This is a genomic window from Alteromonas oceanisediminis (assembly GCF_018474025.1).
GTDB classification, from domain to species: domain Bacteria; phylum Pseudomonadota; class Gammaproteobacteria; order Enterobacterales; family Alteromonadaceae; genus Alteromonas_E; species Alteromonas_E oceanisediminis.
Genome location: NZ_JAHCTA010000010.1, coordinates 1 through 25,565, shown reverse-complemented (window position 1 = coordinate 25,565; position 25,565 = coordinate 1). Strand labels below are relative to the sequence as shown.

The 25,565-nt window shown below is 44.5% G+C and carries 24 protein-coding genes and 2 pseudogenes; 8 read left to right on the top strand and 18 right to left on the bottom strand.

Features of this window, described 5'->3' with window-relative positions; translation table 11 throughout:
• Positions 1 to 83: 83 nt before the first annotated feature.
• Positions 84 to 1,106, top strand: coding sequence for a ribosome biogenesis GTPase YlqF (gene ylqF / locus KIU71_RS15475; protein WP_214132204.1), 1,023 nt, complete (start codon positions 84 to 86; stop codon positions 1,104 to 1,106).
• A gap of 17 nt (positions 1,107 to 1,123) precedes the next feature.
• On the opposite strand, the gene KIU71_RS15470 is transcribed toward ylqF, so the two are convergent.
• On the bottom strand, positions 1,124 to 2,800 hold the full coding sequence (locus tag KIU71_RS15470; RefSeq protein WP_214132203.1) for an NAD(P)/FAD-dependent oxidoreductase: 1,677 nt from the start codon (positions 2,798 to 2,800) through the stop codon (positions 1,124 to 1,126).
• A 165-nt stretch (positions 2,801 to 2,965) separates the two neighbouring features.
• Between KIU71_RS15470 and fdxA the strand changes: the two genes are divergently transcribed.
• Positions 2,966 to 3,292 (top strand): ferredoxin FdxA, encoded by a 327-nt coding sequence (gene fdxA, locus KIU71_RS15465; RefSeq protein WP_214132202.1) that lies wholly within the window; start codon positions 2,966 to 2,968, stop codon positions 3,290 to 3,292.
• A 6-nt stretch (positions 3,293 to 3,298) separates the two neighbouring features.
• On the opposite strand, the gene rlmE is transcribed toward fdxA, so the two are convergent.
• Positions 3,299 to 3,919, bottom strand: a complete 621-nt coding sequence (gene rlmE, locus KIU71_RS15460) for a 23S rRNA (uridine(2552)-2'-O)-methyltransferase RlmE (RefSeq protein WP_214132201.1) — start codon at positions 3,917 to 3,919, stop codon at positions 3,299 to 3,301.
• A gap of 140 nt (positions 3,920 to 4,059) precedes the next feature.
• Here rlmE and KIU71_RS15455 point away from each other — a divergent pair, with 140 nt between their 5' ends.
• From KIU71_RS15455 to KIU71_RS15430, 6 genes and pseudogenes are all read left to right on the top strand, one after another.
• Positions 4,060 to 4,803, top strand: coding sequence for a TrmH family RNA methyltransferase (locus KIU71_RS15455; RefSeq protein ID WP_214132200.1), 744 nt, complete (start codon positions 4,060 to 4,062; stop codon positions 4,801 to 4,803).
• A 43-nt stretch (positions 4,804 to 4,846) separates the two neighbouring features.
• Entirely contained in the window at positions 4,847 to 5,272 is a 426-nt protein-coding gene (locus tag KIU71_RS15450) for a DUF1801 domain-containing protein (protein WP_214132199.1), read from the top strand.
• Between the two features lie 25 nt (positions 5,273 to 5,297).
• Complete coding sequence (locus KIU71_RS15445; RefSeq protein WP_214132198.1) at positions 5,298 to 5,576, top strand: hypothetical protein; 279 nt, start codon at positions 5,298 to 5,300, stop codon at positions 5,574 to 5,576.
• A gap of 15 nt (positions 5,577 to 5,591) precedes the next feature.
• Complete coding sequence (locus KIU71_RS15440) at positions 5,592 to 6,008, top strand: DUF5412 family protein (protein ID WP_214132197.1); 417 nt, start codon at positions 5,592 to 5,594, stop codon at positions 6,006 to 6,008.
• A gap of 311 nt (positions 6,009 to 6,319) precedes the next feature.
• Entirely contained in the window at positions 6,320 to 6,832 is a 513-nt protein-coding gene (locus KIU71_RS15435; protein ID WP_214132196.1) for an OmpH family outer membrane protein, read from the top strand.
• A 169-nt stretch (positions 6,833 to 7,001) separates the two neighbouring features.
• Positions 7,002 to 7,145: pseudogene (locus KIU71_RS15430) on the top strand (IS481 family transposase); the annotation flags it as partial.
• A gap of 531 nt (positions 7,146 to 7,676) precedes the next feature.
• Here KIU71_RS15430 and KIU71_RS15425 read toward each other — a convergent pair.
• From KIU71_RS15425 to tnpB, 16 genes and pseudogenes are all read right to left on the bottom strand, one after another.
• Entirely contained in the window at positions 7,677 to 8,345 is a 669-nt protein-coding gene (locus KIU71_RS15425) for a hypothetical protein (protein WP_214132195.1), read from the bottom strand.
• A complete protein-coding gene (locus KIU71_RS15420) occupies positions 8,346 to 9,536 on the bottom strand; it encodes a nucleotidyltransferase domain-containing protein (RefSeq protein ID WP_214132194.1) in 1,191 nt (396 codons plus the stop codon).
• Complete coding sequence (locus KIU71_RS15415; RefSeq protein WP_214132193.1) at positions 9,529 to 10,683, bottom strand: HNH endonuclease; 1,155 nt, start codon at positions 10,681 to 10,683, stop codon at positions 9,529 to 9,531. The genes KIU71_RS15420 and KIU71_RS15415 overlap by 8 nt, the downstream gene beginning before the upstream one ends.
• A gap of 9 nt (positions 10,684 to 10,692) precedes the next feature.
• Positions 10,693 to 11,061 (bottom strand): metal-dependent hydrolase, encoded by a 369-nt coding sequence (locus KIU71_RS15410; protein ID WP_214132192.1) that lies wholly within the window; start codon positions 11,059 to 11,061, stop codon positions 10,693 to 10,695.
• Between the two features lies 1 nt (position 11,062).
• On the bottom strand, positions 11,063 to 11,236 hold the full coding sequence (locus KIU71_RS15405) for a hypothetical protein (RefSeq protein WP_000224748.1): 174 nt from the start codon (positions 11,234 to 11,236) through the stop codon (positions 11,063 to 11,065).
• Positions 11,237 to 11,364: 128 nt separating this feature from the next.
• A complete protein-coding gene (locus KIU71_RS15400) occupies positions 11,365 to 11,916 on the bottom strand; it encodes a MarR family transcriptional regulator (protein WP_214132191.1) in 552 nt (183 codons plus the stop codon).
• A gap of 22 nt (positions 11,917 to 11,938) precedes the next feature.
• Positions 11,939 to 12,982 carry an ATP-binding protein gene (locus KIU71_RS15395; protein WP_250207564.1) on the bottom strand — a complete coding sequence of 348 codons (1,044 nt, stop codon included), beginning with the start codon at positions 12,980 to 12,982 and terminating at the stop codon, positions 11,939 to 11,941.
• 79 nt (positions 12,983 to 13,061) lie between these two features.
• The gene (locus KIU71_RS15390; protein WP_214132190.1) at positions 13,062 to 16,175 is read right to left on the bottom strand and encodes an HsdR family type I site-specific deoxyribonuclease; all 3,114 of its coding nucleotides are present in this window, start codon (positions 16,173 to 16,175) and stop codon (positions 13,062 to 13,064) included.
• Positions 16,172 to 17,245 carry a virulence RhuM family protein gene (locus KIU71_RS15385; RefSeq protein ID WP_214132189.1) on the bottom strand — a complete coding sequence of 358 codons (1,074 nt, stop codon included), beginning with the start codon at positions 17,243 to 17,245 and terminating at the stop codon, positions 16,172 to 16,174. Before KIU71_RS15385 ends, KIU71_RS15390 begins: the two co-directional genes overlap by 4 nt.
• Positions 17,208 to 18,449, bottom strand: coding sequence for an AAA family ATPase (locus KIU71_RS15380; protein WP_214132188.1), 1,242 nt, complete (start codon positions 18,447 to 18,449; stop codon positions 17,208 to 17,210). Before KIU71_RS15380 ends, KIU71_RS15385 begins: the two co-directional genes overlap by 38 nt.
• A complete protein-coding gene (locus KIU71_RS15375) occupies positions 18,449 to 19,651 on the bottom strand; it encodes a restriction endonuclease subunit S (protein ID WP_214132187.1) in 1,203 nt (400 codons plus the stop codon). The genes KIU71_RS15380 and KIU71_RS15375 overlap by 1 nt, the downstream gene beginning before the upstream one ends.
• Positions 19,648 to 21,228 carry a type I restriction-modification system subunit M gene (locus KIU71_RS15370; RefSeq protein WP_214132186.1) on the bottom strand — a complete coding sequence of 527 codons (1,581 nt, stop codon included), beginning with the start codon at positions 21,226 to 21,228 and terminating at the stop codon, positions 19,648 to 19,650. Before KIU71_RS15370 ends, KIU71_RS15375 begins: the two co-directional genes overlap by 4 nt.
• Before the next feature lie 69 nt (positions 21,229 to 21,297).
• The gene (locus KIU71_RS15365) at positions 21,298 to 22,251 is read right to left on the bottom strand and encodes a WYL domain-containing protein (RefSeq protein ID WP_214132185.1); all 954 of its coding nucleotides are present in this window, start codon (positions 22,249 to 22,251) and stop codon (positions 21,298 to 21,300) included.
• Between the two features lie 256 nt (positions 22,252 to 22,507).
• The gene (locus KIU71_RS15360; RefSeq protein WP_214132184.1) at positions 22,508 to 23,698 is read right to left on the bottom strand and encodes a Tn7-like element transposition protein TnsE; all 1,191 of its coding nucleotides are present in this window, start codon (positions 23,696 to 23,698) and stop codon (positions 22,508 to 22,510) included.
• Between the two features lie 108 nt (positions 23,699 to 23,806).
• Positions 23,807 to 25,337, bottom strand: a pseudogene (gene tnpC, locus KIU71_RS15355) (IS66 family transposase).
• 72 nt (positions 25,338 to 25,409) lie between these two features.
• On the bottom strand, positions 25,410 to 25,562 hold the full coding sequence (gene tnpB / locus KIU71_RS18070; RefSeq protein ID WP_315853307.1) for an IS66 family insertion sequence element accessory protein TnpB: 153 nt from the start codon (positions 25,560 to 25,562) through the stop codon (positions 25,410 to 25,412).
• Positions 25,563 to 25,565 lie beyond the last annotated feature (3 nt).

Here is a 25,565-nt window from a genome sequence, read left to right as displayed (position 1 = left end):
TGTGAGTCTTCATTTATCCATTGCAGCACTGTGCGCAATAATCCAGTAAACTAGCGATCAGTTTGACGTAAAAGGCAGTTAACGTGGCGTTACAATGGTTTCCGGGGCACATGCACAAAGCCCTTAAAGAGATAAAAGAGTCGCTTACTCAGGTCGATATTTTAATTGAAGTACTTGATGCCCGTATTCCTTATTCCAGTGAAAACCCTGAAATCGCTAAGATTCGCGGTGATAAGCCGTGCTTAAAGATCCTGAATAAGTTCGATTTAGCCGATCCGGAAATAACGGCCAAGTGGCAGGCTCATCTGGAAGCCGAGCGCGGGGTCAAGACGCTTACGACATCCAGTGATGATCCCGCTAATACAAAGCAAATCATGGATTTAGTTCGTTCTATTTGCGCGCAAAGGGATGCCTCGACCAAGAATATTAATGCCATGATCACTGGCATTCCTAATGTGGGCAAGTCTACTTTGATCAATATTCTGGCTGAACGTACTATTGCCAAAACCGGCAACGAACCCGCGGTGACCAAGGCGCAGCAGCGTATCAATCTTGGTAGCGGTATCGTTCTGTTTGATACGCCGGGTGTGCTGTGGCCGAAGCTTGAAAACCCGCATTCAATCTATCGCTTAGCGGCTTCTGGCGCGGTGAAGAACACTGCGATGGAGTACGATGACGTCGGGTTTTACGCGGCCGATTACCTCATTAAAGCCTACCCTGATGCGCTAAAGACACGCTTTAAACTCGATCAGATTGCAGACACAGAAATCGAATTTCTGGAAGCAGCGGCGCGCTCACGTGGCGCCATAATGAGAGGCGGCAGGGTGAACTTACATAAAATTTGCGAAGTACTGCTACACGAGCTTCAATCGGGGAAATTAGGTCGGATCAGCCTTGAAACCCCTGAGATGCTGGTGAAGGAAGAGCGAGCAATGGCGGAAGCTGCCGAGAAAAAACGCGCTGATAAAGCGAAGCGTAAAGCGCGCTTTAAGACCGGCTCTCTGACGCCAGATAAAAAAGACCGCAAAGAAAAGCGCACTGAGAAACGTGCAGCGCAAAGCCAGCGCATGAAAGCTGAACATCAGAACAAAAAGCGCGGTGGCTAATGCCGTGCATTAGTGGATTAGTTCTCGCCGTTCAGATTCGCAGGCTGAGCCTCGGGATGTGCCAACGCCAACGCTTCGGCAACACGGATACCATCGATCCCTGCAGACCAGATCCCACCGGCATAACCCGCGCCTTCGCCCGCCGGATATAGCCCTTTTACATTGATACTTTGATAGTCAGCGCCACGCTTCACACAAACTGGAGAGGACGTGCGTGTTTCCACACCGGTCAGCAATCCATCCTGCTTGGCGAAACCGCTGATCTGACGGTCAAATGCCGGTATGGCTTCACGAATAGACTCTGTCACATAGTCGGGTACAACCGTGCTTAAATCAGTCAACGTAATGCCCGGCGTGTAAGAGGGTTTGACCTCGCCCAGTTCATTGCTCGGTCGACCTGCCAGAAAGTCACCAATCAACTGAGCGGGCGCATGATAATTCTCACCGCCCGCCTGATAGGCCAGCGCTTCAAGCTTGCGTTGCAGTTCAATACCCGCCAGTGGGTGGCCGGGGAAATCTTGCTCTGGCGTGATGCCAACGACAATAGCGCTATTTGCGTTGCGCTCATGGCGCGAGTATTGGCTCATGCCGTTGGTCACAACCCGACCCGGTTCCGATGCTGCTGCGACGACGGTGCCACCAGGGCACATACAAAAGCTATACACGGTACGACCATTGTCGCAGTGATGTACCAGTTTATAATCGGCTGCGCCTAAAATCGGATGGCCAGCATTGTCACCAAATCGGCATCGGTCAATCATGCTTTGTTCATGCTCAATCCGAAAGCCAATTGAAAACGGCTTTGCTTCCACATACACGCCTTGGTCGTATAAGGTTTGAAAGGTATCTCTGGCACTGTGTCCGACGGCCAAAATCACTTGTGAGCATGGCAGATAGTCGCCAGTCGACAGGTGCAATCCGCGCAGGCTCAAGTTTGAAATAGCCTGATCCTGTGCAGCGTTTTCAGCGGCGTCATCGGGAACCAAATCGAATGAATCAACGCGCGTGCTGAAACGGATCTCACCGCCCAGTGCGATAATTTGCTCGCGCATTTTTTCGACCATATTGACCAGTTTAAATGTACCAATGTGGGGTTTACTGACGTACATGATTTCTTCCGGCGCGCCGGCAACCACAAATTCATGCAGCACTTTGCGGCCATAGTGCTTGCGGTCTTTCACTTGGCTATACAATTTCCCATCAGAGAATGTGCCCGCGCCCCCCTCACCAAACTGCACATTGGATTCGGGATCAAGCGGTTTTTTGCGCCAAAACCCAAACGTGTCTTTGGTGCGATCTCGCACAGCTTTACCGCGTTCTAACACGATGGGCTTGAATCCCATTTGTGCCAGAATTAATGCTGCAAACAACCCACATGGGCCCAACCCTACCACGACCGGACGAGATGTGATTGTGGGCGGCGCGTGAGCTACAAACTGATAGCGCATGTCCGGTGTAACGCGAACGCGTGGATCCTGAGCAAACTGTGATAACAATTCTGCTGGGTTTTCAACGTCTACATCCAATGTGTAAATCAGTTGAATATCCCGATTATTGCGCGCGTCGTAGCCACGCTTAAACACATCAAATGAGCGTAACTGCGTCTTATCAATCTTGAGTTTCGTCAGAATAGCTTGCTCCAGCGCAAGCGTGTCATGATCCAATGGTAATTTGATGTCAGTTAAACGCAGCATAAAATCAGTTACTCTTGAGTGGCGCTAAATAGTCTCCCCAGCAGGGGGCGTGCAGTTTAGTGTAGTTGATTCGCTTTAGGTAGGTAAATCGACGTTTCCTCGCTTGAGTTTTCAAAACGCTACTTTACACTTAGCGGCATTTCCCCTTAACCAAAGCTAACACGCATGACCTTTGTAGTGACTGACAACTGCATCAAGTGTAAATACACCGATTGCGTAGCGGTGTGCCCGGTGGACGCATTCTTCGAAGGGCCTAATTTCTTAGTGATTGACCCTGCCATTTGTATCGATTGCGCATTGTGCGTTCCGGAGTGCCCGGCGGATGCCATTTTTCAGGACACTGAGTTACCAGCCGAGCACGGAGAATACCTTTTGCTCAATGCTGAACTCAGCCAAACCTGGCCTAACATCACTGAATTAAAAGCGCCGCCTGACGATGCGGATGAATGGAACGGGGTAGAGAACAAGCGCCAATTGCTGGAAGGTGAATAAGCGCTATTACCCTTTAAAACCTTTTGCAACAAGGTAGACTTCGCGTGAGCGGGGTCTGGATGCGGCAGGTTTTCGTACAAATACCTGCTTAAACGAACTGCGCACGTCCTTGACGTACTCTTCGTAGCCAACACCCTGAAAGACCTTTGCACAAAAAGCGCCATTTGCACGCAATACATTGCGAGCCATATCAAGTGCTAGCTCAACCAAATACATCGAACTGTACTGATCAGTGGTATTCACGCCACTCATATTGGGTGCCATATCGGATATCACCACATCCGCCTTACGATCACCGAGTGCGTTTAGAATGGCGTCGTAAACCGCTTCCTCAGTAAAGTCGCCCTGAATAAAGTCGACACCGATGATGCTGTCCATCGGCAGGATGTCAGACGCAATCACCTTGCCCTTATCCCCCACCACAGGTGCAACAATTTGTGACCACCCCCCCGGCGCTGAGCCCAAATCGACCACCACACTGCCCGCGCTGTAGAGTTTATCTTTATTATTAATTTCTAACAGCTTATAGCTTGCTCTGGAGCGATAGCCGTCGGCCTGCGCTTTTTTCACGTAGGGGTCATTAACGTGCTCATCGAGCCATTTTTTACTGGTTTTAGAACGCGCCATAGCATGAGCCTGTTGTGAGTATCGCTGAGACCGCGCTATTGTAGCCCCGCATCAGTGATTTGCAACCGAACGACGCGCTGAGGCAAGAGTCGTGATAACCTTAACCACACTGAATCACGATCCTACAGCACCGCCCGTTTATGAAGCTCGATGACCTCAAAAAACTTCATCAAAAGAAATATCGCACTCAGTTTGGCTACTACCTCGTTGAAGGCGAACATCTGTTATTAGAGCTGTCAAAAGCCTATGGTCACAATGCTGAACGCAGCGGTATAACGGTGTACGTGACAGAGGCCTATCGCGCTAAGACTAAAAATGCCCTCACTGTGTTTGAAACGATTACGGTAAGCGAAAAACACATGGCTCACATCAGTGACACGAAAACGCCTCAAGGTGTGGTTGCGTGCGTACCCATCACCAAGGTGCCGGATAGCAGCATGTCGGTAGGGCAGGATAGGCGTTGTATCTATCTGTATGAACCACAGGACCCGGGTAATCTCGGCACGATTCTTCGCAGCCTAGCCTGGTTTGGTGGATTCCAGTTGCTCCTTAGCCCAAACAGCGTCGACCCCTTCAATCCTAAAGTGGTGCGAGCGAGCATGGGCGCTATTTTTCATGTACCGATGGAACTCGATGTGTCTTTGGACACGCTGCAAGCACGGTTTGAACGCTTTGCCTATCTAGATCTGCAAGGTGACAGTATCCGCACACCGGCGTTTTCAGCGTTTGACTGTTACTTATTTGGAAACGAGGCGCGTGGTGTGCCCGCAACAACACTGGCGGGTTTGAACGCTAAGGCATTTACGATCGCCGGTACGGGCGATATCGAGTCGCTGAATCTGGCCAGTGCGGTTGGTATGTGCGCTTTTCAGTTGTCAGCATAGCGGGGCGTTAAATTGGCCCGAATATTAAAAAAGGTACATGCAAATGAGCCAAAATAAAACTCAGCCTACAACGCAGCAGGTGAAGCAATTTATAGAGGGCGTTGAGAATGAAAAAAGGCGTGACGATGCGAAAACGCTGTTAAGAATCTACCATGATGTGACGAAAATGGAGCCAGTTATGTGGGGCCCCTCAATTATAGGTTATGGTCAATATCACTACACAACCGCAAACGGCAAAAAACACAAGTTTTTGCGCACCGGCTTTTCACCACGTAAATCTAACTTATCGATTTACTTGATGAAAGGAATGGAGGAAGCTAAAAAGGCTGAGTTGCTCAGTCAATTGGGTAAACACAAAACGGGTAAATCATGTCTATATATCAACAAGTTAGATGATGTTAACCTCAACGTTTTAGAGGCGCTCATTACATTGGACTTTGAACAAATGAACGCAACATATCCATCATAAAAAATAATTGGAAAAGGATGTACAAATGAAACCTTATACAAACGTAACTACGCATAATTTGGGATTGTTATTGCTGCTCGCCAGAGTAACGGCTTATGTAGGCTTTCTATTAACGGTCATAGCCATTGTGGCGTCTATGGTAGGGTTTTTGACAGCCAGCCTCGTTAGTGTGATTCCGATGCTCACTTTAATTCCTATGGCAGTATCGGTGCTGTTCTTTTCAGGTGTTATGGCCGCCATTGTTGCCTTTGAAGAAAGCTACAGGAAACGAACTGAACACCTGATAAGCGATCACGAATTGTAAGGTGATTACCCGCCAGTGAAAACGTGGAAGAAAGTTGTCCTTTGTGCAGGATCAGTGATTGTTGGTATTCCAATAGCGATGGTGGGCCTGTTCGTCTATGTGACGAGCGACATGTGCGGCAACGACATCTATTCTGAAACAGTCTCGCCTAACGGAGATCTCAAAGTCGTCGTGTTTCAACGCGATTGTGGCGCTATGACGGGGTTTAGTACTCAGGTTTCCATCATTGACGCTGATGACACGCTGGAGAATGAAGCGGGCAATATTTACATCATTGATGGCCATCCTGAGATCTCCGAGCTCATCATAAACTGGGCTTCTGATAATGAAGTTATGATTGAGAAAGGCATCGCTAGCAGGGAGTCTAAAGCCGAATCTAGCTGGGGGTTCTTCGACAAAATAGAAATACGTTACAGTAAAAGCACGAAGTAACGAATGCGAGAATATCAACAGGCCCTCGACATTCAAAAATCATGGTCGACCAAATAGTGTGTAGCACTGGCTGAAAAAATGTTTAGTGCACTGTTTAAAACGCAGCCGGCGACCCTGTCCGATCTACTTTGACGATTGGCTGTGGATGCGGAGGATAAAACCGTTTAGGGTACTGATGGCGCTTGCCTCCGACACTTGCGACAGATAAAGGCGTCGAAGGTAACTGAGCGATATTAATACCTGTCAACTCAGTCGATAAGTTTGCGATAACTTCACAACATCACTTTTATGTGTATAAGGAGAATTTTATTTTGAAAAATTTCAGTATCGCCATTCTAGCTTGTTCCTTTCTGCTAATTCCGAATGTGCAGGCGCAAACCATTGCGCATGTCGATTATGAAAAAGTCATGTTGGAAATGGTTGAATATAAACAAGCAACAAAACAGCTTAGAAACTATAGTAAATCTATTCAAAATACCTTCGAAAAAAAACAAGAAGAGTTTAAAGAATATCAGAGTCAAATTGAGAACAAAATTGAACAAGGGCTGCTAAACCAAAGTGAGATATTGCGTGAGCAGACAAAAATCAGACAAAGATACAATGACTTAGAGCAGGAATTATTGCTAGCAGAGGTCGATCTCAAAACAAAGGAGCAAGCGCTAGTTGCTACTGTTCACAATAAACTAAACGATGCAATCAAACTGCTTGCGAGGGAAAATGGATATGCGTACATCGTTGACAAAAATCATTTTCTTTACGTTGACGGAGGAATTGATGTAACAAACGACCTAGCGTTGACAGTGGGAATTGTCGGTTTTCGATAACACAGCATTTAACAAAATAGTTTGAATTAGTTCCGACCAGATCTGACACAGCTTCTTGAAAAGGTGAGAGTTACCCGTTTTGATAAAGGTGCTGAATCTTTAATCAAAACATACAAAGAGGTAACTCTCATGCTTCATACTAACAACACAGTCATCAAACACAAAGCTGGTTTACTCAATCTGGCTACGCCACGATTTGGAAAACTTCAAAAAGCGCCTGAAAGCGTTGGAAGCAAAAGTCGCCCAAGAAGGCATTATCCTCACGGATGCACAGGTTGCGGCACTTGAAAAGAAAAAGAACGATGATGAGGCATTATTACAAGAGATAAGACCGACGTTGATATCTCGTGGTTAAAGGATGATTCACTTGAAGATACCGAAAGGGTTCAACCTCCAGCGGTTATTGCCAGTGAAATAGTTGAATTATTGACGGCAACGCTCGAAGAGTTCGAAAGCGTCGAAGATGCGCTCGTTGAGGAAAATCCTTTTCTTGATTAGTTAAGCGTCATTTGTGGGGCGCACAAAAAACGAACCGAAAGGTTCGTTTTTTTTAATTAAAGAAAGTGAAGAGCAACTCCTAAAAGCCTGCATGTCTGAGTTTCAAACTTTAATATCCAGTTTCAAACGTTAATATAGTCGTTCAACTGTGGGAGGACATTAAAGATTGAAACTTTTCTCTCGTGCAGGCCTTAATTTCATCTAGCACCAAATATGAAAAAACGACAATAAAGTTTGAAATTAATCTAATAGCACTTCAATGAATATCATAATTAATGACAATAAAGATCGAAACTAGCTAATTGTGATCCTTTACTTTTGGCTGATTAATAATTTACAGGTCCTTTTAATTGGTTTTATCAATCGGTGTAAAAGCTTCTTGTAGGTGATCGCGAAACCATCGGCGGCGCTCAACTTGACGAAACTCGTTCAAGACAAACCGATAGTCACACGAGCCAAGACGATCACCACAACCACATGGACAAGGTAATTTATTTGCCTCACGCTTGCGCAAACCTAACGCTTTCAGTGCCCGTAGAACTGATGCTTTACCATTAACATTGAACAACTGAGAATAATCATCAATCAGGCCTTTCTCACCATGGTCCAGTTCGCCATAGGGAAAGTTGCCAAATTCAACCCTATGGGACACCGAATAAAGAAACCTGACAACAATCTTTTCGAAAAAGGTTGTCAATGACGAGTCGGTTTTCAAAATTGACTTAATTTTCAGGTCTGAGCCAAGACAAAATGATCCGTCAGAGTAAGTATGGAAGTCCTGATTACGAGGAAAGTAACCAGCGGTATCAAACACCACTGGTAAAGCCCTAGGATAATCACTTGGGCATACAATCCTTAGAGAAAATGTTCGCTCTATAAACCGACTTCCAGCTAGCTGTGCTTTTAACAGATACTCTCCCTGCAACTCAACCTTATCTGCATGGACATCTACTAATCTAATGTTCGGATAAGCCGAGAGAAAAGCCTCTAGGCCTACAGCCTTCCAGTGCTTCATCTATTGCTTAAACCATGGCTTTGGATCAGATGATTGAATTGCGAAAGTTGGTTTTGCTGTCACCGCAGGAATACCCAAGAGACGTGCTACCGAACTTGAATCAAGCTTCAGATCCAAACCATTTTGCGCCGCATTTACTATTCGTTGCGTATCATTACTTGAGCAAAGAGCACTAAAATCAGCTCTAGCTTGATACAGCCATTTATAAAAGTTTTCTTGTAATCGGTATTGAGCAGATTTTTCGTCATACCACTTGTCTGCAAAATCTTCGGCTGGGTTAACTGGGTTCGGAATCATTGGCGCTTGTGCAGAAATATGGTCATCCATCTCGGAGAGCACCGTATTCAACGCTGAAGCCAAATCACTTTCACCTTTATATGATTTAGCAGCCAATGTAGTGATGATTACCGATATTGGCTTACTATCCTCATTGTTTTTAAACGTAGTGTCACGATGACGCTTCAATAATTGGATAACCTGCTGTAAGGGTGTCTTCCATTGATAATATGGCAGACTATCTATACTGGCTTTAAATCGCATTTCACGTTCGTTTATTACTAACCGTGCCGTCTTCATGCGCGTTTCAAACCATCGAGCATATCCTTCAGGATTGCTGATACGCCAATTTTCATCCACAACTGCATAAGTGGAATCTGTGTTGTCGGTAATCGAAACTGCGAGCTGAGACACGTTTTGAGCCAACTTTTCATCAAACTTAGAGTTTTCGACCATCCGCTTTTTCAACAGTCCTCTTCCTGTATCACTCTCTGGCACACACGGAACTATGTCCATGTGAAAGCTAAGCCCATCGGCATACTCTAAGCGCCAACAGCGTTTCTTCTCGGCTAGCTCTTCCTTAATGCCTCTGGCATTTCGATAAAGCTCTAATTCATGACCGACTAGGTGCTTTAATTGCTTTTGAGTGATAGACGCTTTATCAAGGCCACGCCGAAGATTGCACCCCATGTCTAGGTCATACTGTTCTTCTGAATCGGGCCTAATCGCCGTACCTAGACGAAAGGAACCTTGAGAAAACACGTGGGGATCAAAATTCACACATGTTGACTCTGGGCGATGTAACCAATCACCTAGATCCTTATAGCGTTTTTCAGCCTTTTCATAAGCACTGTCAGGTAGCTCAATTTTTTCGAGAATTGTGTTTAGAACATCGTTACTTTTGCTATTACTCATATAGATCTCCTCGAAGCTCGATTGCCATTACAAATTGTTGTGTTTTTATGTCGTGGTCATAAATAAGCCATGGCATATCAGCCTTAGGCATTCTGGCCCGTCCTAATTCGACGGCACACGATACTGGCATCACAGGAAAAATTTGCAGTGGCGTCGCATCCCCGTGTGTATTTTTAATTTCAACAATCAGCTTTCTTATGCACTTTCTGAACAAGGAGAGCTGCTGCTTTGACTGCATGAAATCATTATGAGGCTGCTTGATAGTCACTTCCCAAATCGATGTATCTGGCCCTATAACCCGAGTAATTCGCTCATGCGACACATGGTCACTTAAAGAAAGTACCAGGGCTGGCTTTCCCTCCATATTTTGAGGTCTGTTGATGATGTACTCAAAATCATCTGAACAGTCTTGCCAAAACCAGCCTTTAGGCTCTCGATGTAGCTGATAAGTCTCGACGTCAATTTTGTCGGTGAGCAAAGCGCCAAGTTTTATTAACAATGGTTGAGGAGCTAACGCGAACAATGAAAAATGCTTACAAGAATCCTCTTCGATGATTGATGAAATTTTACTTTGAAAACGCTTCGTTAGGTGTTGCGACTCTGCTTGCCAAAATTGTTCAGAGTGATCCTTCAGCTCTGATACCATGGATAGTGTCACTGGCTTTTCAGTTGCCGGATACAAATTCGGAAACATTGCCTCAACACAACTGTGATAACTTATCGGTGATCTTTCAGTTCCAATATTGGCACCATATAAAACAACATTTGATTTACGATCAGGAGAAATGCCCGTGAGGATTTCTATACGTTGCTCATGCTGCATTTTCCAACTAATCAAGAGGTCGGCTGGATACCTATCTTCGCTGCCTTTCTGGTCAATTTTTTTGTGACAGTCGTAGCACAGCAACATGAGGTTGCTGACGTCATTCAAACTGGTTGGCTTAGTTTTAAAGAGTCCCCGACCACGAGGCCCATTCTCCGAAAATGCGTAAATATGAGCATTTTGAGAGACATTGACCGATTCCTGGGTCACCGCTGATTTGTATAACAATTTATGACACCCGCTAAACTGACAACGAGCAGCTGCGCGAGCCCAAAGCTCCCGCTCAACAGGACGCTTAATGTGCCTCGTGACTTCAACGACCATTCAAAACTCCTATAGTTTGCCAATTAAAGGAAGTGAGCGCGGTGTTGTCGCATCACAGAGCAAATGGCTGACATAAGCACATCCGGCGATTAGCCCCAGCCCGCGAAGACACTGATCAATTGCCTCTTCCGGTTGCCACTCATACAAATGTTTGAGACCAACACCTAGTGCAGTTAACACCAATAGACTGTGGCAAAACTGACGATGGTGAGGGTTACCCAAAGAGGGTTCCAGAATATCTGGAAGCTTGCCAAATAGAGAGCCAACCGTAATGGCAGTTAGAGGATGGTGACTGACAGCTTGTTTTTTGTTGTCCGCTAGGGCAACGGTTAAACCAACCGCAGCCCCGACGACCAAATGGGTTTTACCATTAGCCAAACTATTTCTCCTTCCTGACGCCTTTAAATGGCGTTTTGTCAGATGTCTTTACATCCATGAATCGACCAGTATCAGCATCTCGCTTTACCCAATGTCCGCTTGGCGTCTGAGTCTGAGATCGACCTTTAACGGCACCGTTTCTGTGTCCGTCACCTGATGGGGGATTTGTAGCCATAAAGCCTCCTATTCTGCTTAACTTAATCACATTTATCAGATATTGATAAAAAAGATCCAAAGGATCTGATCAAATAATAAACTTTGATTCTGATTAACGCAAGCAGATTAACCAGAAAACCAAAAAAACTACACAATTGATCGGTAGACAAATTCCAGTCCACCTGACTCTGCCACTTCTTTTTGACCTAACACAAGACCTGTAGCATGAAGCTTCTTTAATCGACCACTGGCATTCTGTGCTGAAATGTCAAAGTGCTTAGATACATGTGACGAAGTCACTGTCTTTTTTGCAATAACAAAATCTAGAAGCTCTTTGACAGTCGCACTGAGTTTTACTCCAAGCACTTCGTAACCGCTATCGCTCTTGACTAGAAGAGGTTGATCCTTGGCTTTAGCGCCATAAGACCAATTGTCCAGAAGATCACGACTCGGTACATTAGAAAGGTAAAAACCTTTTTCTCCTTTTAATGCTTTAGCCAACGAGATTACACTTTCACGAGGAAATGAAGCATCAGTGAATCGAATCCCTTCCAAGCTGATAGCAAAAATGTCGCATGATGGGTGACCATCAACGATCTTTTTAATCTTCACATAGGCTTCACTACCTTCATCGTTACCAAAGGCATGGTCAGAACCTACGACTTCTGAAAGAAGAATTTTATGAGTTAACTGTTTCATCTGCTTAAGTTGACACTATTTATCAGAAATTGTCAACATAGAAGTCAAAACAGATATGGGTTCCCGTGATAGGGACTAACCCTCGATCTTCAGAAACATTGATGAGTTGACCCTTCGAGTATTCCAAAGCCAATGAGAAAGTTAGCTGCCTAATAACAATGATAACTTTCTCTTTGCTAGCGTGCTCTCGACTACTCTTAAAGCCTAGCCCCCGGCCTTTACCAAAGCGACTAACCTCACCAGATGTAAATGCTTTTTGAACGAGCGCAATGTCATTCTCAACAGTTTCCGCTGAAAACTGTGCGTACAACTTCGGATGTTCACTTTGTAACGTTGTTCTCAAGGTAGCGGCAATACCTAAACCAGAGTCAGATATGACTGTTTGAATATGCTTTGGTTTATTATACGGTCGATACACTTGCAGACCTGCTAGTCCAGGTATTTTGGATTCACTGTGATCAGTAACGTTGCCTACAAGCTCTGAAAAAACAGTCTTAGCCGCTAAGAAATAGCTAGCTGAAGAATGCTCTACAAACCTGTCGCCCAAACGAATTACAAGCTCCTTGTTTTGGGTTGGCTGTGCAATTTCTCCTAGTTCGACCAAGGTATCGCTATTATCCCGATAAGTTTTAGCAGCTGACAAAACGGGCCTTTCAGGAAGACAAGTGACACTTTGATTAAGATAATCAAAGAAGCCATTTCTGCTGAAAAAACCGCGTGTATTAGGACATGCTGTAGTATCCATCACCACATCCTTCCCATTCGCAGTAAGCTGATTCGCGAGAGCAAGAAAACGGGCCAATGCTATCAGCAAAAACTTACAATCGATGCCGAATCTAAATGTTATCTTGTTTGCATCTTTTTGATACGCAAGCTTACCGATAGCACTCTCAAAGGCTTTATCATCAATCCAACCTGTAGCGAAATCAATTTCCACATGCTGAGCCCGTATCAAGCACCATTCATGATTTGAGTCTTTCACAAACGTATCCTGGTTTTTGTGAAGAAACGAGTTCACTTGAGACTTATCCAGCCCCAGCTCCTTGGCAATTTGTCGCCCTTTCATTCTCGGTGAACGGTACAAAAAGTCTGATATAGCTCTTAGCAAACCGTTTCCTCCATTAATATCTTCCGTAAAATGCCTTCTATATCTGCCCACCCACGCCTTTGAATTTTTCAACAAAAGCGGCAATTTTCTGAAAAACCGTTTGCTTCTGGGTTCGGTACTGTGGGTTCAATGGGCTAAGTTTGGGCAGCGCTTCATTAAGTGCAGTGCCATTTTCAGAGGCGTACTCACGTTTGAGTGATGACGCAATATAGCGTTTGGCAGCATCGATATTGAGCTTTTCAGAGGCAATAATTGCATCGGCTTCGCGCTTCTGCTCCGCCTGGGCGAACCTGAAGAAAGCGTCGATAATGCTGGCTTTGTCATTGATTTCATCTAGGTTTGTTTGGTTTATAAAATCCACCACCAAACTCTCTTTTGCTCTATTGCCAAGGCTACCGCGGATCATACGACGAACTTCTTCAATCAAGCCTTCTTTGCTCTTGTTCTTCTTATTGTGATCAAAAATCAGTTCAAGAATGTATTCGAGGTTTATTTCTTGGGATTTAAGCAAATCAATTTCAAAGACCACATCGTCCCAGTCTACCGTTGACTTATCTTTGTCCTGACCTTCTTTATCGCGTCGCAACCAGTCGCGGGTATCGTTGTAGGTAGAGCGATAATCTTGAATAGCACGCTCGCTTGGCATATTGATGGTTTGCATTGCCTCGATGTCAGCATCATCCAGATAGTACTTTGACTTAAACTCTTCAACAGCTTGTTCATCACTGGTATCTAAGCTTTGCAGTGCTTTTAATCCAGTAAACTCATCGTAGTTTTGTAAAATATTTTCTGCTTTTAGGTATTCACCAAACAGCTTGGCAAATTCTTTTTTATCTTGTTCTTTTTCAATATTTTCTGGGTTTGGAAAACGTTCTTGCAGCTCTTTTACGATATCAACAAAACCTCGACGCGCTTGGCCAGTAGCAATATCGTTAAAGCCTTCCATGTATTCTTTGTAGCTCTTCTCCAACACCACGTTTTTGGTGTTTTTGTCACCAAACAAGGTGATAGCATCAATGGTTGCCTGTTCCAAGTCCCGGAAGGTCACAATATTGCCAAAGGTCTTCGTCGCATCATAAATGCGATTAGTGCGGGAAAATGCCTGCATCAAGCCGTGATAACGCAAATTCTTATCAACAAACAAGGTGTTAAGCGTAGGCGCATCAAAGCCCGTTAAAAACATACCGACCACTATGAGCAGATCTATTTCTTGATTCTTCACGCGCTGTGCAAGGTCACGGTAGTAATTCTGAAAACCATTACTGTCCACGCCGTAGTTAGATTTAAACATGGCGTTGTAATCGTTAATCGCGGCGCTCAAAAACTCCTTTGCGCTGCTGTTCATGGCACTAACTTCAAAGCTCTCATCAAAAATATCACCGATAGCGTCCTGCTCTTCATTTGCAGCAAATGAGAAGATAGTCGCTATGCGCAGAGGCTTACTCGTGGGTTCATTTTCGGCCTCGGCCTGCAATGTTTTGAAGGTTTCATAGTACGCTTTCGCTGCATCAACACTACTTACCGCAAACATGGCGTTAAACCCTTTGGCGCCAGAATAGGCTCGATGCGTTTTCTGGTTAAAATGGTTCAGAATATACTGCGAGATTTCACGAATGCGCATTGGATGTAAGAACGCTTTCTTGTTCTCCGCCGCACTAAGCTTCTTATCATCCTGCTCAGTCTCAATGCTCTTAAATTGAGGACGAACATCGTTATAGTCCACTTTGAACTTGAGTACTTTTTCATCACGAATGGCATCAGTGATCACATAAGTGTGCAACTGCTGGCCAAACACGCTACCCGTGGTTTCAGCACCCAAGGCGTTTTCAGGGAAAATTGGCGTACCGGTAAAGCCAAACTGGTAGTACTTTTTGAATTTCTTCTTCAGGTTTTTCTGCGCTTCACCGAACTGGCTTCGATGACACTCATCAAAAATAAAGACAACCTGCTTGTTGTAGATAGCTAAATCGCTTTCACTTTTGATTAAGTTATTGAGCTTTTGGATTGTGGTGACGACAATCTTGTTATCGTCTTTATCCAGGTTACTCTTAAGCCCTGCGGTACTGTCTGAACCGTTCACACTATCAGGCGAGAACCGCTGATACTCTTTCATCGTCTGATAGTCGAGGTCTTTTCTGTCCACCACAAAAAAGACTTTATCGATACAGTCTAAATCGGTGGCCAAACGTGCCGCTTTAAAGCTGGTGAGTGTTTTTCCTGAACCGGTAGTGTGCCAAATGTAGCCACCGCTCTCGGTGTTGTTCCAGTTCTTAGCGTTAAACGCGCTCTTTATCTTCCATAAAATGCGCTCAGTGGCGGCAATCTGGTAGGGGCGCATTACAAGTAAGGTATTGCTGACGTCAAACACAGAGTAACGCAAGATCACTTCAAGCAGCGTCTCTTTCTGGAAAAATGTGGCGGTAAAGTCTTTTAAATCCTTAATCAGCGTATTGTCTGACTTCGCCCAGTTCATCGTAAAGTCGAAGCTGTTTTTATCTCGTTTAGTGGTATTGGCAAAATAGCGCGTGTTGGTGCCATTAGAGATCACAAACAGCTGCAAGAACTTGTACAACGAGTTCTCTGCATTAAAGCTCTCTTTGCTGTACCTATGAATTTGGTTAAACGCCTCACGGATTGCCACACCACGCTTTTTAAGTTCGATTTGCACCAAAGGCAAACCATTGACCAAAATCGTCACATCGTATCGGTTGGCATGGCTTCCCGTTTGCTCAAACTGCTTAATGACCTGCACTTTGTTGCGAGCAATGGCTTTCTTGTCGAACAGGTAGATGTTTTCGATATGGCCATCATCAAAGACAAAATCGAAGATATAGTCACTGTGCACCTTGCGAGTTTTATCAAGAATATTATCGCTTGGGGTGTTTAAGTATTGCTCGCAAAAGCGAGCCCACTCGGCATCAGTAAACTCGACTTTATTAAGGGCTTGTAGCTGCTTGCGAACATTCGCCAGCATGGCGTCTGGTGTCGTTAGCGCGGGTAAATACTCATAACCTTGATTGCTTAGGTCTTGAATCAGCTCACGTTCTAAATCACCTTCGCTTTGAAAGCTTTCGTTAACCTGCCACTCTTTAGTGTATTTATCTAACACAATAAAGTTATTGGATTCTGCCACCGCTTTATAAGTCGTCATTCGTTTACATCCTTTTTCTTACTTCCATGCCCAAGTAGCTTTTTAACTTCACGGTCAAAGTCAGACTCTATTTTTTGTTGTTTGTTAAATTGTTCATAAGCTGCATGGGCTTTTTGCTCGGCGGCCTTGCGCGTTACATTGCCATAGCCTTCTAATACTTGGTACTCATTAAACGCCAAAAACTTATTTACGCTTTCTGCAAAGGCTTCCATAGTAAAGGTATTACGGCGTTCAATAATGCCTTCTATATAATCAAAAAATGCTGACACAGCGCGTTCGAGCTTTTTGATTTCATCCTCTGCCAGATAGTTTTTTGCAATGGTAGTGTCTGACTTAAGTATCCGCCCTTCTGGGGCATTTTTATACGTTGTCATACCCATTAATGGCTGACTAGCATCGGCTTTTAAAGCGATGATTTCTGAGGATGTATGGCCGGTAATCGCAAAATGAAACTTGTCTTGTACATGAGCGTAAAACAAACGGGTGGTTTCAGATTTAGGGTCATAATCAATGCTGCATTCAGCAAAAATGTCAGTGATTTGCTGATAAATACGTCGCTCGCTAGCGCGTATCGAACGGACACGTTCTAGCAGTTCTTTAAAGTAATCTTTGCCAAAGAAGCGGCCATTTTTAAGGCGCTCATCATCCATAGCAAAGCCTTTGATGATGTAGTCTTTAATTAATGCTGTCGCCCAAATACGAAATTGCGTCGCTTGCGCTGAGTTAACGCGATAGCCAACCGAAATCACTGCATCTAAGTTGTAATATTCTAGCTTACGCTTAACCTCTCGCTTACCTTCTTGTTGAACTGTTTCCAAAATGGAAAGAGTTGCCTCGCGTTGCAATTCGCCTGAATCGTAAATATTGTCCAAGTGTTTAGAAATGGCCGGCACACCAACACCGAATAGCTCAGCAATACGCTTTTGCGTCAGCCATATGGTTTCGCCGCTGAGTAATACTTCTACTTTCACATCACCGTTAGGCGCAGTGTAAAGTAAAAACTCAGAGCTTTGATCTTGTATTGTCAAATTCTTATTGGTCACCTTCCGCCTCCTGTTTCCAAAAGCCATATTCAAGGCTTAAAAAATTAACAAGTTCTTTTAGTTTTACTTTGTCATTTTCATCAACATCTCCAGTCTCCTCACCTGCATGTGCAGAATGGCTAGATAACTGTAGAATTCGATTTGCATATGAGTCGAAGGAATTATCAGCGACTTTGGGGAGAAGGCTTTCCCATTTATCGTGCCCTAAAAATGTAGCGGTTTTCTCTAAAATATTTCTTAGAAAGTTAAAGTGATATTTTTTAACTTGATTATCATTAATGGCTTTTCTTATCTCTGACAATAAGTGCAAATGATATGAAAATGGCGTTTTTACACCAAGTTCAATTAAATCAAACTTCTCTTCGAGATTTTTATTTAAACGATATTTTTGACATTGGTTTGGCTTGTAAGTCCAAACACGCGGCTCAGCTTCAGGATTGTTACACCATTTATTATTAAACTCATTAGATAGCACATTATAAAAAAGCGGATTATGCGTGGTAATTACAAACTTAATATTACACTCACTTGATTTTATAAGGCTGGCCAAATTAACTGCTAATTCAATTAGGTGGTTATCATCTAAAGAGCTTACTGGATCATCGATAAAAACATATTCAAGCTCGTTAAAATAGTCATCTTCACGTTTATCCATATCAGGTTCTTTTAAGATCTCCATAACTTCTTCAAGTAGTGTAAAAAAAACACTCCATACGAAGTTACTTTCTTCACCTTTGGATATTTTAATCAGCGGGGTATGTTCTGTTCCACGCTCATAGGTAAATTTAACTTCCGGAAAGGTACTTATATTAACCCTTCGACCATTCTCAGATATTTGCTTTGTTTGCTCAATGAACTGAGGCGTTAACTTATTATTGGTATAGCGCTGAAAGTTGGTAATGATGTTTTGATCTTGTCCGCGATCTCTTATGATCCAATCAGTAAACGTATTGGGTTGGATTTTTAACTTCGGCTCTGCATCGGCATCTAAATCGTTATCCCAGTAAAACAAGTCTTCCGTAAACGCGTTGTAATATAAAATCTTGTGGCGCGACAGTGGCACTTGCTCTGCATCGTCAAGCGCATCTTGCCCATCGTCTTTTCGTGCTATGATCTCTTTAAATTCACGCGATAAGCGCGTCTTACCTGTGCCATTAAAGGCATAGATTAACTGTATCTTTTTGTCGGACGCTTGCAACAACTCTGCTATTTCCGTTAGCGTTTTACTCATTAAGCTGCCTCATCTGAATGAGATTTCGGGAAGCTCAACAGCAGGTCACGATAATAATCGTATTGTTTTTGGCGAAGCTCGATTTCGCGTGGGAGACCTTCTTGCAGCGAAGTTGTTAACGTGTCGAATTTATCCAATATAGCTACAATTCTCGCTTGCTCGACCAATGATTTCTCAGGATCGTTTGGAAATGGAATTGGAACAGTGATCTTTTTTACCATTGGAACCGTGAGTTGCGGAATTCCCCCTTCAGTACCACCAATCGGAGTCATGTCTAAAACATAATTTAAATATCTCGTGGTAACTAAATTTTTATCAGCAACTAAAACAATTAAACGAATAATTGGTGTGAACTTAGCTTCCCTTACAGTGTGATAACCGACTTTTGCACCACGCGCAGAAATAGTTACTGCATCACTATCAATCTTATAGTTATCAGTGAAACCATATAGCCCTTTTTCATCTGTAGCGTTTGCATAAATTGGGTATGGATATTCAGAAGTTGGTTCGGTTTGCCCTTTAGCGCTATTTTTAGGAACATCTCCACCGGCAGAGATGGATCTACAAAGGAACTCTAATGATTTCCACTCAACTTCACCATCTTCAAAACTTAGCAACAGGTCGCGGTAGTAGTTGTATTGTTTTTTCCGCATGTTAAGCTCGGCGGTCAGCTCGGCGGTCAGCTCGGCGGTCATGGCGGTAAATGCGTCCAGAATACGCACTATTTCAGCTTGTATTGCCAGCGATTTTTCTGGGTTATCTGGGCAAGGAATGGGGAGCGGTATATCAACCAATTTTCCTTTGGTCAGCTTGGCACGACCACCGCCAGATAAAAACGGAACAAAGTTAACAATACAAAGATAGTGATATAGGTAGCGTGTATTGAGACCTTCTTTACCTCTCACAACATGAACATGGTTGTTTGCCCAGAACCTACCCGTTGCGTATTGAATAGAGTAGTTCTCAAGACTTGCTGAACCATCTTCAGCAATAAGCACGAACTCACCATCATGTGTGTAGCCGTCAACATAGTCTTGAATGTTGTTTGCGCCATAATACGGCGTTTCTCCTGCTACACGCAGCGCTGCTTTTACGGGCTTTCGACCACTATTGGCTATTTCAACCGCGTGTTCATTCCCTAGAGTTGTCCATTCAACCTCAACCCCATCCAGCAGTTTCTCTAAACAGTTCAACTGACTCATGCCTCAAGCTCCTCACCTTCAATTTCTGCCACAATGGCGTCAATATCACTGCGAAGCGCATCAATTTTAGCAACGGTGGTTTTAAGCTCTGCGTTGAGCTTTGCAATATCTACCACCTCTCGGTTGTCTTTAGCTTCCACATAACTGCTTACCGAAAGGTTGTAGCTATTGCCTGCTATGACGTCCAAATCAACCGATTTAGCAAAGTGATCAACGTTCTCTTTGCTGGCAAACACCTTCATAATTTGCTGAATATGACCCGGATTTTTTTCGTCGTCGTTGTCCGTTAAGACGTTGTTATTGGTTTCTTTTTTAAACAAACCGCTGGCATCAATAAACTGGGTGGTAGTGTCGGTTTTGTGTTTAGACAGCACCAAAATATTCACGGCAATGGTGGTGCCAAAAAACAGATTAGGAGCTAATGAAATCACGGTTTCAACGTAGTTGTTGTCAACCAAGTACTGGCGAATTTTTTGCTCAGCACCGCCACGGTAAAAAATACCGGGGAAGCAAACAATCGCCGCACGACCTTTGCTTGATAGGTAACTCAGTGCATGAAGCACAAAGGCAAAGTCGGCTTTTGATTTGGGTGCAAGCACACCTGCGGGCGCGAAACGGTCGTCGTTAATTAGGGTTGGGTCGTCGCTACCAATCCATTTCACTGAATAAGGCGGGTTAGATACAATGGCATCAAAGGGTTTGTCATCTAAAAAGTGTGGTTCGGTTAAGGTATCACCCAACTGAATATTAAACTTGTCGTAGTTAATGTTGTGCAAAAACATATTCATACGCGCCAAGTTATAGGTGGTGTGATTAAGCTCTTGACCAAAAAAACCATCTTCAATGATATGCGCATCAAAGTGCTTTTTGGCTTGTAACAGCAACGAGCCCGAGCCTGCTGCTGGGTCATAGATTTTATTGACGCTGGTTTGGCCGTGCATGGCCAACTGTGCGATCAGTTTTGAGACGTGCTGAGGGGTGAAAAATTCGCCACCGGATTTACCCGCATTGGCGGCATAGTTTGAAATCAGGAACTCGTAGGCATCACCGAATAAATCAATTTGGTTGTCTTCAAAATTACCGAAGGTTAAACCTGCCACGCCTTTTAACACAGCTGCAAGGCGTTTGTTTTTTGCCTCTACTGTATTACCCAGACGATTACTGGTGGTATCAAAATCCGCAAACAAGCCTTTGATGTCTTTTTCTGAATCATAGCCATTGGCTGAGTTTTCGATTGCAGCAAAAATTGCTGCCAAATCCGTATTTAAATTTTCGTTTTTGTGTGCATTAGCCGCCACATTGCTAAACAACTGGCTAGGGTAAAGAAAATAGCCTTTGGTTTTAATGGCATCTTCTTTCGCAAACTTGATGTTTTCATCATCGTCAGACATGGCGGCATAGTTAACACTCTCGTCACCGCCTGTGATGTAGTTGACAAAGTTTTCACTGATAAAACGGTAGAACAGCGTACCCAGTACATATTGTTTAAAATCCCAACCATCCACTGAGCCTCTTACATCGTTGGCAATCGCCCATATTTGGCGTTGAAGTTCGGCACGTTGTTGTAAACTTGTCATTTGTTAATTCCTGCTTTTAATTCGTCATAATTCGTTTATGGGTTACGCAATGTTCACTGTCGACGAACATCATTCGTTAAACCCTGGAGCTAAATTCAAATTTCCGACCCCGTAGAGTGTCGGAGTATTCTTTAACCAAAGTTGGTATTCAGTGCCTTGAAGGCTGTGTGCTTTGGTACAATCCACATGCCATTGGCGAAGCAAATACCCAGCGGTTGCAGCTCTAATCTCAACCTTTAGAACGCCACCCGTCATGCCATAGTCCAGCTCTATTGCTTCGCTGTGCTCAATACGTGGATGCGGCACTAACTCAAGCTCTACAAAGCGATTCCATTGCCGGTCTTGGGTTTCGAGCTCCGTTTCAGACAACGTAGAGTCTTCAAGCACAACCGCTGCTTTAATTCGGGTCATTACAAAATCACGGAACTCAGCATGCTTGCGGTCAAAACCACGAACATGCCAACGCAGGCCATTGTCCACCAGCGTATGCGGCACAATTTCACGCGTGGTTTCACCGCTCGATAACGACACATAGGTGATACTCAAGGCTTTGCCTTTGTGGATGGCTTCGGTGACTTTCGCTACTATCGATAAACTGGGCTTGTTAAGGTGATAAGGCGCTTCACAAGCCAGAGGCGGTTTTACCTTGCCAGTGAAGCCATCGCCATAGCCTTGGCTAATCGTCGCCAGGGTTCTCACAACGTCATAGTCGAACAAGGGTTTAAATGCTTCGCCACGTTTATGCAACTTGAGCTTTTGGTCATACTCAATGTTGCCTGGCGCAAGCTCCCTATACATGGTGAAATCTTTCGTTGCTTGTGCAGCGGCTATGCTGAAGCGATCAACTAAATCCGCCCGTACCGCTTCGCCCTTAAACAATAAGGTGAAGTCGATGTGGGCAATGCGATCCCTGGTTGCTTGTGGCAACTGCGCTATCTGCGAAAGCCTATCTGGCTTTCCTTTCGCGCCTTCTTGAGCGAGTGAACTCGCTGCTACCGTTTGTTTCAGACCATCATTTGTCATGCGTCTTGTTTATCCAATTCAACCAGATTCTTAAAACTCTTTTTATAAAGTACCGTCAGACATCGCGGAATCACATTGAAAAGCATCACTCAATGCTGCTCTTCATCCGCAATGACTTAGAAATCTCTACCGGTTGAAGCTGGACAGATGGTCATAAAACACTGAATAGGCTTCAACCTAATTAATTTTATTAGGTATCATCCTATCACAAATTATTTTGTAGGGAAGAGTAAGCGGCAGCTACATGATCTTTAAATTAAAGCTTATTGGCGACCCTTCCAGCCCAATCCAAAATTGATTCCGTCGCGATACCTGTCGGATGTCCGTCAATAGACTTAGGGTGAGAAATTGCAATATGCTTTTTGAAGCCAAACATGGCATCCATCTCTTGCGTTGGCCATCCTAGATACTTCGTCACTACGCCTTTTTTGATTCGAGAAAACTGTTCTTTCCAATTACGAGTGTCAATTTCACGTATGCATTTAGTAGAAATCCATTTGTTCAACCCCGTTACATCAATCTCAAGCAAGTAGTTAACATGACCGTCCCGTTCAACTAAAACACATCGAATCGTTCTTTTCGCGCCAGAGTCAATCAAGTGGCATTTGCTACGCCCGACCTGATCAAGTTCATGAGTGTAAGACTCGATGATTGTGCAGGCGTATTTTTCTTCTAGCATTTGCACCATCATGTTAAAGGCCGCAAAGCGAGAGGCATACTCCTCTGACCTATCAGTGCAATCTTGCATACCTCCCCCCATATCTGCTGAAGGTATCTCGCCGTTACTACCAGGCTTATTGGTACTTACCGTATCACTTGCTTTCTTGGATGCATCTCTGCTTCTATCTGGTCGATGACTCCTTTGTGGGGTTGTTGCTTTCGACGTTGCAAAACGATTTTTAAACCTTATTGAGCAGGTATTTTCTCCCAGCAAAAATGCATGGTTCGCATCGGAAGGTTCTCTATCGTCATCGATAGTATGATCTTCCGGTCGCTCATACGGATCAGGCCCTTTACCACCAATTGTTGGCTTTTGGTTGTCATCAGGGTGCCTAAAAGATGGGTTATGGAAGAATATCCTAGATGGCATTTGAGCATTAATTTCAATATCAGTGATCACTTCAACCAGAAAATAGCGGCCACTTGGATCAATTCTGCCTTCATAGAAGAAAGACCACCCCGACATTTGAGGTGGGTCGAAATGAAATAGCCAACGTTTATAGCCCGCAGATACATCTTGTTCTTTCTCGACGTTAAAGTATCTAAAAATCGATTCGAACGAACGTTTTGCATTGCTATCAATAAGCAACCAACTCAACATAGCTCTTGTTGCAGAATCATTAAACGCCGAAGGAGGGAAATTTGACGTTTGTAGAACTTCGATGTTTGCATAATCAGCCCTCGCATTAACTTCTACTTTAAAGTCAGTTAGTAAACGAGAAGACATCAGTGATGCTCGAGCTAAATAAGAACTGGCGTAAAATAGGTAAGCGTACGGTCATGACACCTTGATCTCATTTTAAGTGTCCACTTCTTTTTTAGTGGACATCTATTTTTAGAGTGCGTCGGTAATGTGAGTTTGGGTTAAGTCGATATTCCACGGCAACAGTTCATCAACGCGATTGATGGAGTGTTGGCCAATGCGTTTGAGTACAGCGGTAAGATACTGACTCGGATTGAGTCCATTGAGTTTAGCTGTGCTGAGCAGACTGTATAATGTAGCAGCACGTTGCCCGCCTGCGACTGAGCCGGCGAACAGGTAGTTTTTACGCCCTAGTGCAATCGGGCGCAGCGAACGCTCTGCAGTATTGTTATCGATGGATACTTGCCCATTTTGGGTATACGCAACCAGCCCTTCCCATTGGTTTAAGGCATAGCGCACCGCTTTGGACAGGCTGGAGCCTTTCGATAGGGTACGCAATGTATTGCAGCCAGGTATGCAGTTCATCCAGTATGGGGATGGCCTGCTGTTGTCTGACTTGTTGTCGTTCGTCCGGCGGTTTGTTTTTGATATTTTTTTCAATGGCGTAAAGCCGTTGGATAGTGGCGATGGCCTGCTCGGCAATCGGTGAAGGACCCGATTGGGTTATGTCGTAGAACTTGCGCCTGACATGTGCCCAACACCCGATAAACGTGACCTCTTTACGGTATACGTCGTTATATCCGGCATAGGCATCAGTTTGCATTGAGCCTGTATACCCTTTTAGGTGCAACGTGGGATGAAGGCTCTTTCTGTCCTCAGAGTATTGCAGCCACACGGCTGGTGGGACATGCTCATTCCAATCACGCCCATCACGTACATAAGTCCAGTAGCGACCGGTTTGGGTTTTGCCCTTACCTGGTTTTAAGGTCGGTGCCGTGGTGTCATCCGCATAGAGATGGTTGGCGTTTTTGACGTGTTTACTGATGGCATCGACCAAGGGAGAGATAAGGGTACTGACCTGGCCCACCCAGCCTGCCAAGGTGGAGCGTTCGATATCCACACCTTCACGTGCCATGCGCTCGGACTGACGGTACAGCGGTTGATGGTCGAGGTATTTATCGACCATGACCTGGGTGAGCAACGCGCTACTGGCTAAGCCTTTGGGGATAACGCGCTGTGGCGCGTCACCTTGGATAAGCGTGTCACAGCACGCGCAGCTGTATTTGGGGCGCACGATTTTAATCACGCGGTAAGAGGCCGGCACCACATCCAACACTTCCGAGACATCATCACCGATAGGCTTAAGCTCGCCGCTGCACTCTGGGCACGTTTTAGCAGGCTCAACACGCATCTCTTCACGCGGTAAGTGCGAAGGCAAGGCGGCTCTGGGTTTAGGCGCATCCTTTGTTTCTGCACTGGGCAGTGTCACATCCGGTGTTTGTGCCGCCTGGGTTTCTAACTCTTCAAGCTGAAGCTCGATTTGATGGATTTGTTTGTCGACTTGCTCAGAGGAGCGGCCAAACTGACGACGACGCAACACCAACAACTGCTGTTGCAAGGTGAGAATGAGGGTATCCTTTTGCGCCAGTTGCGCCTGCATTTGCAACACGATTTGTTGCAGTTTCTGCGGGTCATCGGGCAAGGGTTGTGGCATCGTTTTCATGGCAGGATTATACCATTGATGCCACATTAACACATTGATTTACTGTGTTTTTACAGCACTTTTTATCACCCTCTACGCCGCGTTTTCAGGGGCTTTGCGACGTGCAGGCGGTCGCCAATCCACCCCTTCTAAAAGTAATGATAATTGCGCGTGGGTTAAGTGCACACTCCCTGATTGGGCAGCAGGCCAAACAAACTTACCTTGCTCTAATCGCTTGTAGTACAAACA